Annotated in this window: 11 protein-coding genes and 1 pseudogene; 9 read left to right on the top strand and 3 right to left on the bottom strand. The window is 45.6% G+C overall.

The window, feature by feature from the left end:
* Positions 1 to 96: 96 nt before the first annotated feature.
* Positions 97 to 666, top strand: coding sequence for a phasin family protein (locus ICN16_RS07500; RefSeq protein WP_216136206.1), 570 nt, complete (start codon positions 97 to 99; stop codon positions 664 to 666).
* A gap of 5 nt (positions 667 to 671) precedes the next feature.
* Here ICN16_RS07500 and ICN16_RS07495 read toward each other — a convergent pair whose 3' ends face one another.
* Positions 672 to 1,640 carry a sodium-dependent bicarbonate transport family permease gene (locus ICN16_RS07495; protein WP_216136205.1) on the bottom strand — a complete coding sequence of 323 codons (969 nt, stop codon included), beginning with the start codon at positions 1,638 to 1,640 and terminating at the stop codon, positions 672 to 674.
* Positions 1,641 to 1,643: 3 nt separating this feature from the next.
* A complete protein-coding gene (locus ICN16_RS07490) occupies positions 1,644 to 2,516 on the bottom strand; it encodes a LysR family transcriptional regulator (RefSeq protein ID WP_216861907.1) in 873 nt (290 codons plus the stop codon).
* 119 nt (positions 2,517 to 2,635) lie between these two features.
* Here ICN16_RS07490 and ICN16_RS09880 point away from each other — a divergent pair.
* The 7 genes and pseudogenes from ICN16_RS09880 to ICN16_RS07460 all read left to right on the top strand — a co-directional run.
* Positions 2,636 to 3,304, top strand: a pseudogene (locus ICN16_RS09880) (TerC family protein); the annotation flags it as partial.
* Between the two features lie 51 nt (positions 3,305 to 3,355).
* On the top strand, positions 3,356 to 3,907 hold the full coding sequence (locus ICN16_RS09875) for a universal stress protein (RefSeq protein ID WP_370625633.1): 552 nt from the start codon (positions 3,356 to 3,358) through the stop codon (positions 3,905 to 3,907).
* A gap of 806 nt (positions 3,908 to 4,713) precedes the next feature.
* Complete coding sequence (locus tag ICN16_RS07480) at positions 4,714 to 5,976, top strand: TolC family protein (RefSeq protein WP_216136202.1); 1,263 nt, start codon at positions 4,714 to 4,716, stop codon at positions 5,974 to 5,976.
* A complete protein-coding gene (locus tag ICN16_RS07475) occupies positions 5,976 to 7,322 on the top strand; it encodes an efflux RND transporter periplasmic adaptor subunit (RefSeq protein WP_216136200.1) in 1,347 nt (448 codons plus the stop codon). Before ICN16_RS07480 ends, ICN16_RS07475 begins: the two co-directional genes overlap by 1 nt.
* 5 nt (positions 7,323 to 7,327) lie before the next feature.
* Entirely contained in the window at positions 7,328 to 10,423 is a 3,096-nt protein-coding gene (locus tag ICN16_RS07470) for an efflux RND transporter permease subunit (RefSeq protein WP_216136198.1), read from the top strand.
* Complete coding sequence (locus ICN16_RS07465; protein ID WP_216136197.1) at positions 10,420 to 10,743, top strand: P-II family nitrogen regulator; 324 nt, start codon at positions 10,420 to 10,422, stop codon at positions 10,741 to 10,743. Before ICN16_RS07470 ends, ICN16_RS07465 begins: the two co-directional genes overlap by 4 nt.
* 74 nt (positions 10,744 to 10,817) lie before the next feature.
* Positions 10,818 to 11,216 (top strand): VOC family protein, encoded by a 399-nt coding sequence (locus ICN16_RS07460; RefSeq protein WP_216136196.1) that lies wholly within the window; start codon positions 10,818 to 10,820, stop codon positions 11,214 to 11,216.
* 14 nt (positions 11,217 to 11,230) lie between these two features.
* Here ICN16_RS07460 and ICN16_RS07455 read toward each other — a convergent pair whose 3' ends face one another.
* On the bottom strand, positions 11,231 to 11,932 hold the full coding sequence (locus ICN16_RS07455; RefSeq protein WP_216136195.1) for a haloacid dehalogenase type II: 702 nt from the start codon (positions 11,930 to 11,932) through the stop codon (positions 11,231 to 11,233).
* A 122-nt stretch (positions 11,933 to 12,054) separates the two neighbouring features.
* On the opposite strand from ICN16_RS07455, the gene ICN16_RS07450 reads away from it, so the two are divergent.
* Positions 12,055 to 14,964 (top strand): FAD-binding and (Fe-S)-binding domain-containing protein, encoded by a 2,910-nt coding sequence (locus tag ICN16_RS07450; protein WP_216136194.1) that lies wholly within the window; start codon positions 12,055 to 12,057, stop codon positions 14,962 to 14,964.
* The last annotated feature ends 42 nt before the right edge of the window (positions 14,965 to 15,006 follow it).

Genomic DNA, 15,006 nt, shown 5'->3' with positions numbered 1-15,006 from the left:
TTGCATTTCTGTCGATCTCTAGTGGTATTTCTCTATCTCCATCTGGGTCATTCGGGAGTAGATTGAAAAAACTACTGATTAAATAAGGGAGCGCAGATGAGCAAGAATCCATTTGATTTAGGTGCCATGGCAAATCAGGCTAAAGGTATGAAGGCAGCTCAAGCGGTTGGCCAGGCAGCGCTGACCAGCGCTCAGGAGATTGCTCAATTAAACCAGCGCGCTGCGCAAGAACTCTCTACTCGTTTACAGGCCAAGGTTGCTGAGCTGATGAAAACCCAAGATCCTAAGGCTGCCTTTGATTATGTTCATGCGGAGGTCTTGCAAGATGCCGCCAAGGAAGTAGCCGAGTATCAAGCTCAACTTTTTCAAGCTCTAGCCAGTGGCAATAAAGAGTTGGCAAAAATTGCTGAGTCGATGATTAAAGACTCTCAGCATGACTTAATTCATTTTGTGAATGAAGCCACTCAAAATGCCCCGGCAGGAACTGAGCCGTATACCTCAGTATTCAAAACTTCATTTAATAATGCACTTCAAAATTTTGAGTTGATCCGCGCGGCAATGGCAGACTCATTTGTGAACTTTGAAAAGAGTGTAGAAAACATGAGTCAGTTTTCAGCCGTACAAAAAAATAATGCTACACAAAAGCCGAAAAAGAAATCAGGCTAAACGATTTACATGACCAGTTTTGCAATCATGGCGTATAGCGGAATACCTAAAATAATATTGAATGGGAAGGTAATGCCCAGCGACATGCCCATATAGAGAGCTGGATTCACCTCGGGTAGGGCGTGCCGTAAAACTGCTGGTACTGCAATATAAGAGGCGCTTGAAGCAAGAACCATCAGCAAAATGGTATTGCCAAGCGGCAGGCCAATCAGCTTGCAGAATATTAATGCAATGAGCGCGTGCGCAAGTGGGGACGCAATCGCATAGATGAGGGTGATAGGTGGTTTTCCATAAAGACCCTTCATATTTCTGGCTGCCATGAGCCCCATGTCTAATAGGAAAAATGCGAGCATTCCTTTGAAAAGATCAATAGAGAATGGCGCCATGAGTTTTTGACCTGCATCCCCACTTACCAAGCCAACTACCATCGATCCTAAAAGAAGGAGTTGTGCGCCATCGGTAAATGATTCATGCAGTATTTTTGAGATACCTGTTTGTTGATGCCCGGCTTGAGTTTGGGTTGTGTTTGTGGCTCTTGCCTTATTTGCCAAAACAATTGCAAAGATGACTGCTGGAGATTCCATGAGCGCCATGGCGGCGGCCATATGCCCACCATAGCTGACATTAAATTGATCTAAGTATTGCGTAGCCGTAATGAACGTGACCGCACTAACGGACCCATAGGTAGCGGCAATGGCTGCCGCATCATATGCATTTAATTTGGTTCTCAGAATTTGATAGCCAATGATAGGGATGAGGATTGCGAGGAATACAGCAAGACCAAGGCTGAGAGCAATCTCTAGTGTGAAACCAGATTTATGGAGGGCAAAGCCACCCTTGAGCCCTAATGCCATTAACAAGTAGAGCGATAGAAAACGCGCAATGGGTTGCGGAATTTCTAGGTTGGATTTAATGGCGCCAGCAAATGCACCAAATATAAAAAACAGAATTGCTGGATCTAGAAAATTTGTCATAGCCTAACGCTTAATGATTGCCTCTATCAGTGGGTGCTGAATTTTCTTCTCCGACCGAATGGCATAAAAATATTCGTAGATATCTTCACATTTACCAATCATTTCAATGTGATATGTGTCTTGCAAATCTTTCTTAATACTTTCTCCAGCTGGAAATACCCCAAGGCCGCTAGCTGCAAAGGTCTTTAGGAGGGCACTATCCTCAAACTCGCCTGCAATATTGGGATTAATTCCATTTTCAGCAAACCATTGATCGATCAAATGGCGGACCTTTGAGTGCGAGGTTGGCAGCAGAACGGGTAGTTCATTAAGGCAGGCAGGAAATGGTTTCTTGGACTGCTTCAATAGCTTCTTGGGACCAAACCAGGCAATCGATGACTTGATTAACTCTTCACTGTAGACATGAAGATTTTTGTTGGCAGGTGCTGGTCTGTCAGCAAGCACGATATCTAATCTATGTAAGGCGAGATCTGCTAAAAGATCTTCAAATTCACCTTCATGTGCAATGAGCTGCACATCATTTTTTTCGAGGATCGGTTCTAGTAGTTGCCTGGTCACTAGCTTTGGCAGGCCATCGGATACGCCAACCGTAATTTTGGTTTTAGGTGAACTTGCCGCCTCTCTGACTGCCTCAGGCAGTCGCTCCCCCAGGAGAAAAATTTGATCGGCAATTTCTAGGGCCGCATAGCCGGATTCGGTTAAGGTGATACCGCGTCCAGCTGGCTTGAAAAGCAGATATCCAAGCGATTTTTCTAATTCATGCACTTGAGCGCTGATCGTCTGTATCGCAATATTGAGGCGTTCGGCGGCCTTAGACATGCTGCCCTCTTTAGCCACTACCCAGAAGTAGTAGAGGTGTCGATAGTTATAGAGCATTTTAATTGTCAGTTTTTTACGAAATTAATGTCAATATATCTCTGCTTTTTACTAATAGCAAATCAGCCTACATTAACCCCATGGAAATCCATGGAATTCATGGGTAATTAAATGAGGAGATGAAATTGGAACTATTTAGCCCGGAATTTTTTTCGGCATTGCTGGCAATTATTGTGATTGATCTGGTACTTGCGGGTGATAACGCGATTGTTATTGCGATGGCTGCCAGAAACTTGCCAGCACATCTTCAGAAGAAGGCAATTATTTGGGGTGCCGTAGGTGCAATTGCTGTCAGAAGTGCTATGACGCTGTTAGTGGTGTATCTGCTCAAGATCCCTGGATTAATGCTGATAGGTGGATTGTTGCTGGTTTGGATTGCTTACCGCTTGCTTAATCCCGAGCAAGAGAACGATGAGCATGGCCAGGCTTCTACAACCTTTTGGGGTGCAATGAAAACCATTGTGATTGCTGATGCGATCATGGGTCTGGATAACGTTCTTGCGGTGGCAGGCGCATCACACGGCAGTTACGTGCTTGTTGTCCTTGGCTTGTTGATCAGTATCCCTGTAGTTATCTGGGGCTCCACACAAATACTGAAGCTTGTTGAGCGCTACCCTTCTGTGACCTATTTGGGTGCCGGTGTGCTTGCATGGACGGCCGCAAAAATGATGGTCTCTGAGCCCATCTCTAAAGACTGGCTGGTATCTCAGAGCCCGGCTTTGGAATACGTGATTCAAGTTGCTGTTGTATTGGGTGTATTAGCTAGTGGTTTTATTAGAAGTAGGCGTGCGCTTGAAGGTGTGATTGCTCCTTCGGTTGTAGTTCCGGAGTCTGCAAGTATGGTTTCACAAGAGCAGTCCCCTAATTTTGGAGAAAACAAAATGAATAAAATTTTAATTCCTGTGGATGGTTCAAAAAATTCAGATATGGCAGTAAAGCATGCCGTGAAGACATACGGACAAGATCCTAACGCACGTTTTTACTTATGCAATGTACAGCCTACTTTATATCGCCATATTGGCAAATTCTTGAGTAAGCAAACTATTAATGAGTGGCATGCTGAGCGTGCAGCTCAGGCTGCAGCATCAGCATCTGCTTACCTTGAAAAGCATGGCCTGAATTTTTCCTTTACCTACGTATGTGGTGACAAGGGCAGCGCCATTCTTGATGAGGCTATGCGGCTTGAGTGCAATCGCATTGTGATTGGCACTTCAAAGAAAAATTCTCTTACCCGTTTGTTTGAGAACTCTACTACTGCCAAGCTGCTAGAAATCAGTGATATTCCGGTGGAGGTGGTAACCGGCAGTTCATTGCCAGCGCTTGAGCGTTGGGGTATTCCTGCCCTGGGTGCTGGTGCTGCAACCGCGCTGATGGCTGTAGTGATCGATTAGTTGTAATCCGGCTGTTCTCTTTTATGCCCTCGATTTGAGGGCATTTTTTTTATCTTCAAATATTCAGTTAAATACTGAATTAAAATCAATTAAACTCTTCTTTATTAGGAATAACCATTGATCTATTCTGTGTTCGTGTTCAACAGAAGGGGATGTCAATGAATGTGATCTTAGATACCAGGGATGATCTTGAACCAGAATTAAAGACTTTCACAGAGAATCGGGTAAGGTTCTCCTTGAAACGACTGTATTGGATGGTCCGCAAAATTAAGATTCAATATTCCGCAGTCTCATCGTCACAGTCGACTTGCAAGCAATATTGCTTGATCAGATTGGAGACATTTGATCACCATCAAATCGAAGTGAGTATGGCGGCGCGAGATAAGCGGATGGCTTTGGAAATGTGCCTTAAGAAAATTTACAAGCTAGTTCAGAAGACATTTCATAAAAGCCAAAAATACGGGCGATTTTCAAAACATGTTTATGCATGAGTAATAAGCTCCCAATTCAATTTATTTGTCATAAGTATGATCTAATAGGCTCTATACACATGGGGAGTAGCCTGCTCAGTCAACTGAGTCCTGTATATCGTCAATTCGGCCTTTGGGCCCGGTATATAGGTGGATTAATATCAAGGCAAGACCATTTTAATTTTCATAAATGGTTATATTTTGAATTTGCAGCCCCAATCCTGGATTTACCCCATCAAAACCGTGCCAAGATCCCTTATTTGGGGAATTCTGCCTATTTTTGCCTTGCCTCGGCTGGATAATGGGATTTCTTATTTATTCTCTAAAATTGCTTTGATGAATCGCTTAACATCCGCATCGATACTTGCTGCTTGCATCTTATTTGCAGGGGGAGTCAGTGCGCAAGTTCAAAAGCCGCTTACATTAAATGAGTTAATTGAGATTGCATTGGATTCAAGTCCTCAAGTACTGGCAGCACGCGATCAATCTAAGGCAGTTAAAGGGCAACTTTCTTCCGCCCGGGCGATTCCAAATCCTGACTTTGAATTAAATACTGGACAACAGCGATCGGTATCGGGCCCATTGACTACAGGCAATGTGTCGTCGTGGTCAGTGACGCAGCCCTTAGACATGCCATACACCCGCTATCCAAGGGTAAATGCGGCTGAGGCTAATGTGCGTGCTGCTGAAGCGACTCGAGTTGCCTTTGAAATTGAAATGATTTCCAGGGTGCAGCAGCGTTTTTATGAGTTGATGCGTCGTGAAGCAGAATTAAAAGCCGCAGAAGAAGATTTGAGTCTGACGAAACAAATTCGCGATCGCATGCAAATACGTTATGACGTCGGTGAGACTGCTCGATTTGAATTGATTCGTGCACAAACGGAATTTCTGAATGCGCAAATTAATACTGAATCTAGCAAGCTCAGGGTAGAGCAGGCTAAAGGTCAATTAAGACAGGTCGTAGGGCATAACTTACCTGCCAACTATGAAGTAGTTTCGCAGCCTGTCAAGATCGAGACTCTGCCTGCTTTGCCAGTCTTGTTGAGTGAGCTGCATGCTCAAAGTCCTGAGTTACAACGGGCAAAAGCAGAGGTTGAAGCTACCGAATCTAAGTTAAGTTTTGAGCAAAACTCTCGCTTACCAAAGCTATCTATCAAGGCTCAGCAATATAACGACCCTAATTTCACCGATCGCTTATATGGCTTAGTGGTGAGCATTCCCATTTGGGACTTCAAGGGCGGCCAGATTGCAGAAGCAGAAGCTAATGCATCCAAGGCTAAGAACCAACTGAATGCGCAAAGCCAGAGTTTGGAGCAGCAGTTAGAGACTGCTTATAAGCTTTATCAGATGACGAGTTATCAGGTAAAAATCTTAGATCAAGAAGTGGTTCAATTGGCGTCCAGTGCCCGACGGATTGCTGAAGTTTCTTATCGTTATGGTGAGCGGGGCATGCTCGAGTATTTGGATGCGCAAAGAACATTTAGAGTGGCTCGTAATGATTTGATCAAAGCGCGCTTTGATTTAGCTTCAGTCGTTACTGAGATTCAGCGTTTAAGAGCAACCCCAGAGTGGATTGCAAAAATTGAGAGTGGAAAGTAATGAAGCAAGAGTTCACGGCAAAGATGGATAAATTAAAGAGTTTGTACTCTCACTACTTGGCGATTGCAAAAGTCTATGTGAAGGAGTGGGTCGCAATCGTCATTAAGGCACAGCATGATCTTTATTTGCTGACCCATGAGTGGTTTACCAATCACTTGCCTCGCGTAGCCCAGCAGTACGATAAGGCTCCTCCCTGGACGCAAAAAGGCCTTTTTTACTTTCCTTGGTTTTGTCTGTTCTTGATCATCTTGAATTATTTCAACGTATTTGATCGCAGTCCAGCCATTAAGTCTGTTCAAGATCCTAACGTCGTGATTGTGAACGAAGACCTGCGCAATATGATCACAGATGGCCGCATTTATACCGGCTCCTTTGTTGAGGAGTTGCGTGCATCTGGTCGTGTTGATTTCAATGAATTATTTTTGTCGCGAATTGGTGCCAACGTGACAGGTCGTGTTTCTGAGATCTTGGCAATACCAGGTCAAATTGTGAAGCAAGGCGACATTCTTGCGAAGATTACGTCAACTGAATTGACGCAATCACAGCTATCCTTCTTAAAGGCGAAGAGTGCAAGCCAGTTGGCTGATCAAGCAGCTAACCGTGCCAGAATTTTGTATAAAGAAGACGTGATTGCTTTAGCGGAATTACAAAAGCGCGAAGCAGAGGCTAGTAGCGCAAAAGCGGAGTATCGCGCCGCTAATGATCAGTTACGTGTTCAGGGTATGGATCAACCTAGTATTGATCGCTTAGCAAAATCAGGCGTCATTGAATCAACTAATAATGTGATCGCTACGATTCCAGGCGAAATTGTGGAGCGCAAGATTAACAAGGGTCAGGTGGTTCAGCCTGCTGATGCCTTATTTACGGTTGCTGACTTGAGCTCCTTGTGGGCTGTATCAGAAATTCCGGAGAGCAATGCATACTTAATTCGCAAGGGTCAAAAAGTAAATCTGATTATTCCGGCTTTAAGGAATGCTGAGATTGAAGGCGTAGTTGCACACGTAGATTCGATTGTGAATCCCCAAACTCGTACTGTGGTCGTCAGAATGGAAGTGCCGAATAAGGAAGGGCTGATTAAGCCTGGTATGTTGGCAACCATGATGATTGAAAGCCAGCCAACTGAGCGCTTGTTAGTTCCATCTAGCGCAGTGATTCGTGAAGACAATCATGATCACGTTTTCATTCGGGAAGATGAAGACACCTATCGCATGGTTACCGTTAAGTTGGGTCCTGAGGGCAAGGGTTATCGCCCCGTTATCTCAGGCCTGAAGGAAGATCAAGAAATCGCCATTAATGGTGCCTTCCACTTAAATACCGAGCGTAAGCGACAGTTAAGCGGCGGCTAGTCAATATGATTGAGAAAATTGTCCGCCTTTCACTGCAACAGCGTTTGCTGGTTGTCATCATTGCATTGGTTCTGTTTGTTGCAGGTTTACTGGCAACAAAGCGTCTATCAGTCGATGCATTTCCAGATGTAACTAACGTACAGATTCAGATTGCAGCTGAGGCACCAGGACGTTCCCCTGAAGAGGTGGAACGTTTTGTGACTGTGCCGATTGAACTGGGTATGACGGGTTTGCCAGGCTTAACTGAAATGCGCTCCCTCAATCGTAATGGCCTGTCTGTGATTACCTTGGTTTTTACTGAAAAAACTGATCTCTATTTTGCAAGACAGCTCGTTACTGAGCGCTTAATTGAAGTTGCGTCTGCGATGCCGGTTGGCATTACGCCTGTCATGGCTCCCCCGTCTACCGGATTGGGTGAAGTCTATCAATACACTCTTGATCATCCTTCTGATGGTGATCGTCAACTCACAATTGATGAGCTTGAGGAGCGCCGCACTATTCAGGACTGGGTTGTACGCCCGATGTTGCGCTCTATTCCTGGTGTTGCCGAGATTAATACGCAAGGTGGATACGCACGCGAGTACCAGGTTTTAGTAAATCCTGAAAGATTGCGTCACTACCAAGTCAGCCTCAGGGATATTTATGAAGCACTCGCCAGAAATAATGCGAATTCGGGTGGCGGACAGTTGCCTACTTATGCAGAGCGTTACCTCATTCGCGGTGTTGGTCTAATCACAAAGCCTGAAGATATTGGGAAAATTATTCTCAAGGAAGTAAAGGGTATTCCAGTCTATGTAAAGAATGTGGCTGAAGTCACCATTGGTAGCGAGATTCGGCAGGGTGCTGCGATCAAGAATGGTTATACCGAAAGTGTTGCCGGCATTATTCAGATGATTCGCGGAGGCAATGCGCGAGAGGTGGTTAATCGCATTAAGCTCAAAGTAGCTGAAATTAACGAGGGCAAACTACTGCCTGATGGTCTTCAGATCGTTCCTTTTTATGATCGTACGGATCTGGTCAATGCTGCCATGTACAACGTGGCCAAAGTGTTAATTGAAGGCGTCATACTGGTTGTCATCCTATTGTTTTTATTCTTAGGAGATGTTCGCTCATCCCTGATTGTGGTTGCGACCTTAATTCTGACGCCATTACTCACATTTTTAGTAATGAATCGTTATGGCATTTCTGCCAACCTCATGTCGCTTGGTGGTCTTGCGATTGCCATCGGCATTATGGTTGATGGATCTGTGGTGGTGGTGGAGAACACTTTTGCTAAGTTGGGTGAACGACTTAAAACTGGCGAGTCTAAGATCCGTATTATTTTGGAGGCTGCTACTGAGGTTGGCACTCCAGTGCTGTTTGGCGTGGGCATCATTATTTTGGTTTTCATGCCCTTGCTATCCTTAGAAGGCATGGAAGGAAAAATGTTTGCGCCAATGGCAATCACGATCGCTATTGCATTAACGATTTCTCTGATCCTTTCATTTACCTTGTCCCCAGTTCTGTGCTCTTATATTTTGAAGGGTGGAAGCGAAGACGATACAAAAATTGTGGCTCGTTTACGTGCTCCATATGACCGCTGGCTGCATTGGTGTCTTGCCAATCCTAAATTGGTGGTCAAAAGATCTTTAATCGGATTGGTTGCCAGCATCGTCGGATTTGCCTTGCTCGGGAAAGCCTTTATTCCAGTGATGCAAGAGGGCTCTATTACGCCCGTCATCGTCCGTGCCCCGAATATTTCTTTAGATGAATCTATTAAGTTGGAATTTGAGGCGATCAAACGCATCATGACCATTCCAGATGTGAAGATGGCAGTATCTCGTCTAGGTAAGGGTGAGTCTCCCGCGGATCCGGGGCAACCCAATGAGTCGGATCCTATCGTTACGTTGAAGCCTTTGGGCGATCGAAAATATAGTCAGGAAGAGATTGCACAGCAGATTCGTGACAAGTTAAAAACCCTGCCAGGTATTGAGCTATCGATCTCTCAGCCTATTGCTGCGCGTGTAGATGAAATGGTCTCTGGCGTCCGCTCACAGGTGGCGATCAAAATTTTTGGAGATGATCTAGTTACCCTGCAAAAGCTAGGGGGCCAGATTAGTCAGATCCTGACCAAAATGAAAGGTAGCAATGACTTGCGTATTGAGCAAGCCTCGGGACAAAACTATCTAAACATTAATATCAATCGCGATGCAATTGCACGCTACGGCATTAACGTTTCTGATGTGAATGAAGTGATTGAAACCGCTATTGGTGGTAAGCAAGCCAGTACTGTTTACGAGGGAGAAAGAAGATTCCCATTGTTATTACGTTATCCATCCCCTTATCGCGATAACGTAGATGCGATTAGTAACATCATTTTGCATTCTCCAGATGGAGCTCAGGTGCTATTGCGAGATTTAGCAGATATTTCAATAGTGGATGGTCCAGCACAGATCTCTAGAGAGTCTGGCAAGCGACGTTTAGTGGTTGGTGTGAACGTGGACGGGCGAGATCTCGGGGGCTTTGTTAAAGAGGCGCAAGAGTTGATTGCGAAACAAGTAGAGCTTCCGCAAGGATATTCATTGCAGTGGGGCGGTCAGTTTGAAAATATGCAACGCGCGATGGCGCGCTTGATGATCATCATTCCGCTAACGATTCTGGCAATCTATTTCTTGCTCTTTATGCTCTTCAAGTCACTGCGCTTGGCTGGACTGATTATCTTGGTCTTGCCTTTTGCCTCGATTGGCGGCGTATTTGGTTTGTTCATCACCGGTGAGTATTTATCTGTGCCAGCCGCAGTGGGCTTTATTAACCTCTGGGGTATCGCGGTCCTTAATGGCGTGGTGCTGATTTCATTTATTAAGCAGCTGCGAGAAGATGGCTACTCTATGGAAGATGCTTTATTACATGGCTGCGGACATCGCTTTAGGCCGGTTATGATGACCGCCTCAGTTGCGATGTTGGCTTTGGTGCCAATGCTATTTTCAGGTGGCCCTGGATCTGAGGTAACTCGTCCATTGGCGGCTGTGGTGATTTCAGGGTTGATTACCTCAACCGCATTAACATTGCTAGTACTCCCCGTCTTATATAGATGGTTTGAAGATAAAGAGGTGGAAGCATGATGGAAGTGAAGGCGGTTATTCGCCCAAATAAGTTGGCTGCTCTCAGAACGGCTTTACTGGAAACCCCAGGCTTTCCAGGAATGACCGTGACTAAAGTTGAGGGCTGTAGCGCTCCCAATCGAACAGCAAAGTTCAATATCAAGGATGAATTAACTGACTATTCAGCCAAGGTGAAGATTGAGATTGTATGTAATGATGAAATTGCCCCAGTCTTCATGGATCGTATTGTGACTATTTGTCAAACGGGTCAAGTGGGAGATGGTGTGGTGTGGTGCACCGAGGTGCCTAAGGCCTTCTTTATTTCCAAGACTTCGGTTTAGACGTATTCGTTCATTCTTCGGTATGATGGCTTGAGCGTTTTGCTACTTTGTTGCCAACATTCTTGGAGACTGCTTTGAAAAATATTATCGATCGCATTGACCACATTGTTTTGACGGTGACTGATATTGAGCTCACCACACAGTGGTATGAAAAAGCCTTGGGATTTGAGCGAGAGTTTTTTACTGGACCAGAAGGTCAACCTCGTTATTCATTGCGCTTTGGGCAGTTAAAAATCAATCTGCAAGATAAAGACACCGAGACGCCTACAAAAGCTAAAGTGCCAACGATTGGTTCAGGTGACTTTTGTTTGATTTCAGCAATTCCATTAGATGACTTTATTGCGCATCTTCAGAAAAATCATGTTGCTATTGATGTTGGCCCCGTACCTAGGCGTGGCGCTCTAGGGCCGATTCGCTCGGTCTACTTGCGCGACCCGGATAACAATCTGGTAGAGGTTGCTGAGTACGTCTAATGCTGAACTAGATCTTATGCGCTTAACTGGCGCGCAAGATCTAGAAAGTCTTTTGCATGGTAGTTGGTAAATTGCTCTACGTGGAGATCATCTCGTAGATGGTTCTTACCAAACTCCAAAGGGCGCTCAATAAAAGCGGTTTGTAATCCACAGGCATGAGCAGCCATTAAGTCATCCTTGTGTGCCGCAACGAGCATGACCTCTTCTGGTGAAATATTAAAAGTCTCCGCTACCCCTAGATAGGTTTCTGGATCCGGCTTGTAGTGACGGAAAACCTCAGCCGAGAGAATTAAGTCCCAAGGCAAGCCCGCATTTTTCGCCATATCAGCCAATAAGCCCAGGTTTCCATTAGACAGAGTGACGATCGTGAACTGACTTTTCAGCTTGTGGAGACCTTCGACAGTCTCTGACCAAGGCTTAAGACGGTGCCACACCAGATTGAGGTCTTGCACTTGAGCCTCAGATAGTGAGGTGATTTTGAAAGTTTTGAGAACATCATCCAGAATCATGCGATGTAGATCGTCAATCTTGGTCCAAGGCAATTCACCGGAGCGCACTCGAGCCATAGCCGGCTTGTAACCCTGCCGCCAGGCCGTAGCGAAAGCGTCCGGATCAACCTGTAAGCCCAGTCGAGTGACCTCGGCTGCTATGGAGCCATGCCAGTCAACTACTGTTCCGAATACATCGAATGCTAATACTTTGGGTGCTTTATTCATGAGCTTGATTCTTACGTGCTGTCGAGGTTTTGTCAAACATTTGGGTCATACGAGAATTCTCGGGAATTGATAAAATACTCAATGCCCTTGAAAGGGTCGGTGCATCTGATAAGGAATGAATAATGGGTGGTATTTCTCAGTGGGAGCAGCTCAATATAGAGCTAACAGCGGCTCTTGGAAGTTCTGTTCATTTTGATACGGCTCACCAGGCTGTATACGCCTCCGAAGCGTCAAATTATCGCCAAATCCCGATTGGAGTTGTTACCCCCAAAAATACTGAAGAATTTGTTAAGGGTATTGAGATCTGCCATCGCAATAAAGCGCCGGTTCTCATGCGTGGTGCTGGCACCTCCATGAATGGCCAAACAGTCAACAACGCTGTGGTGTTCGACATCTCAAAGTATTGCAACCATATTCTTGCTTTAGATCCCAATGCTGGCAATGCCATTGTTGAGCCGGGAGTGATTTGTGATTCATTGCGTGATGCCGCTGAACTACATGGTTTAACTTTTGCCCCAGACCCGTCTACCCATAGCCGTTGTACTTTAGGTGGCATGGTTGCCAATAATTCTTGTGGCGCCCATTCAGTGATGGCGGGTAAGACGCTAGAGAATACTGAGGCGCTAGAGATTTTGACCTATGACGGCGAACGTTTTTGGGTTGGCCCCACATCCGATCAGGAGTTGCAAGAAATTATTGCTGCTGGTGGACGTAAGGGTCAGATCTATCAAGATTTGCTGACTTTGCGTGATCGCTATGCTGATTTAATTCGTGCGCGCTTTCCGAATATTAAGCGCCGTGTTTCTGGTTACAACTTAGATCAACTATTGCCAGAGAATGGGTTTAACGTCGCACGTGCATTGGTAGGTACTGAGGGTACTTGTGCGCTCACTTTGGCTGCTAAAGTTCGGTTAGTCAAGAGTCCTGCCAAACGAGTGGTTCTGGTTTTAGGTTTTGATGATATTTATCTGGCGGGTGATGCCGTACCTGAATACCAATCCTTTAATCCAATTGCGATCGAAGGCTTGGATTACAAAATCATCCGTGGCTTACAAGAGCGTAATTTAGCTAAAGCAGAAATTGATTTACTTCCTCCTGGAAATGCTTGGGTAGTCGTTGAGTTTGGTGACGATACTATCGAAGGTGCAATAGCTCAGGCTGAAAAGGCGGAAGCGTACTTCAAGGCAAGAACAAAAGGCCCTAAGCCATCTACATGGCTTGAGCCAGATCCATTAGTGCAAAAACGGATTTGGTCGATTCGAGAAAATGGCGCCTCAGCTACCCATTTATCGATTGACCCAAACTCTCCAGACCCGGTAGTGGGTTGGGAAGATGCGGCGGTTGATCCAGCCCGCCTTGGCGAATACCTACGTGCCTTCCAGGCTCTAGTGGACTCATATGAATATGAAACTTCACTTTATGGCCACTTTGGCGACGGATGTATTCATGCGCGTATTACCTTTAACTTACGCTCTGCAGAGGGTGTTGCTAAATTCAGATCCTTTATTCGGGATGCGGCGACCTTAGTTGTTGAATTTGGTGGATCACTCACTGGCGAGCATGGCGACGGCCAAGCTAGAGCTGAATTCCTTCCCATTATGTTTGGCGAAGAATTGATGGGAGCGATGCATGAGTTCAAACGCATCTGGGATCCACAAAACAAACTCAATCCTGGCAAGGTAGTTCATCCCTATCGCGTAGATGAAAATCTTCGCATGGGCCCAGAGTACAAGGTCGTCAACATGAAGACGCGCCTGAATTTCTTGAGCCAAGAGGGTAATGGATTCCAAAGAGCTGTGGAGCGCTGTGTTGGCATGGGTAAGTGCCGTAGTGAAAAAGTCGGCACGATGTGCCCAAGTTACCGGGCTACTAAGGAAGAGCGTTTCTCCACTCGTGGACGCTCACGACTCTTTTGGGAAATGCTCCAGGGTGAGGTGATTAAGGATGGCTGGGAAAGCAAAGAGCTGAAAGAGGCTCTTGATACCTGCCTATCTTGCAAAGGTTGCAAGAGCGATTGTCCTGCCCACGTGGATATGGCCTCCTATAAAGCAGAGTTCCTATCCCACTATCACGAGACTAACAGTAGACCTCGCCAAGCTTTGACTATGGGGCGTATTGGTGATTGGGCACCGTTAGCGAGCAAGTTCTCTTGGCTCATTAATGGAGTCATGCAAACCCCCATCCTTTCTAGTTTCGCGAAATGGGTTGGTGGTGTAGCGCAAGAGCGCAGCCTGCCGAAGTTTGCAAGCCAATCTTTCAGAAAGCAATTTCAGCAATCGAAGAGTGCGAGCGTTGGTCAGAAGAAGGTCATTCTCTGGGTAGATACTTTCTGTGAGCACTTTCATCCTGAGGTTGCCAATGCAGCGGTTGAGGTACTGTCGCATGCTGGCTTTGAGGCGACATTACCGAAGACGCCGCTATGTTGTGGTCGCCCTTTGTATGACTTTGGTTATTTAGATCTTGCCAAGCAAAAGCTCGAGAAGATTTTGGATGCAATCGGAAGTGAAATTCAAGCAAATCCAAATGCACCTATCGCAGTCGTGGGTCTGGAGCCAGGCTGTATGTCAGTGTTTAAAGATGAGCTATTGAAATTCTTCCCCAATGACCCAAGAGCAAAACTTTTGGCATCTAGTACGTATTTGCTGGGAGACTTCTTGCACGAGCAGGGTTATACCCCGCCGCCTTTAGATTGCAATATCCTGGTGCATTCACACTGCCATCAGAAATCTTTATTCGGTACAAAGGGTGATGTGGCCTTATTGGCTGCTTTGGGTGCTAAGGCGAACTACATTGATAGTGGCTGCTGCGGTATGGCAGGATCGTTTGGCTTTAATCCTGAGCATATCGAGATATCTAAAGCGGTTGGCGAATTAGTATTGCTGCCAGCGATCCGAGCTGCTAACCAAGAAACGATCATTCTCACCAACGGCTTTAGTTGCAGAGAACAGATTGAGCAAGAGACTGGCCGCAAGGTAAAGCATCTAGCAGAGTTGTTGCAAATGGCTCATCAAGCCCAATCCCAAAAGGTGTAATTCAAGATCCTCTGTAACAGGAAAAAAAGCCCCGAGAGATCG

It is taken from the genome of Polynucleobacter sp. es-MAR-4, from assembly GCF_018882055.1.
Classification (GTDB): Bacteria; Pseudomonadota; Gammaproteobacteria; order Burkholderiales; family Burkholderiaceae; genus Polynucleobacter.
This window is presented reverse-complemented; position numbering and strand designations above follow the sequence as displayed.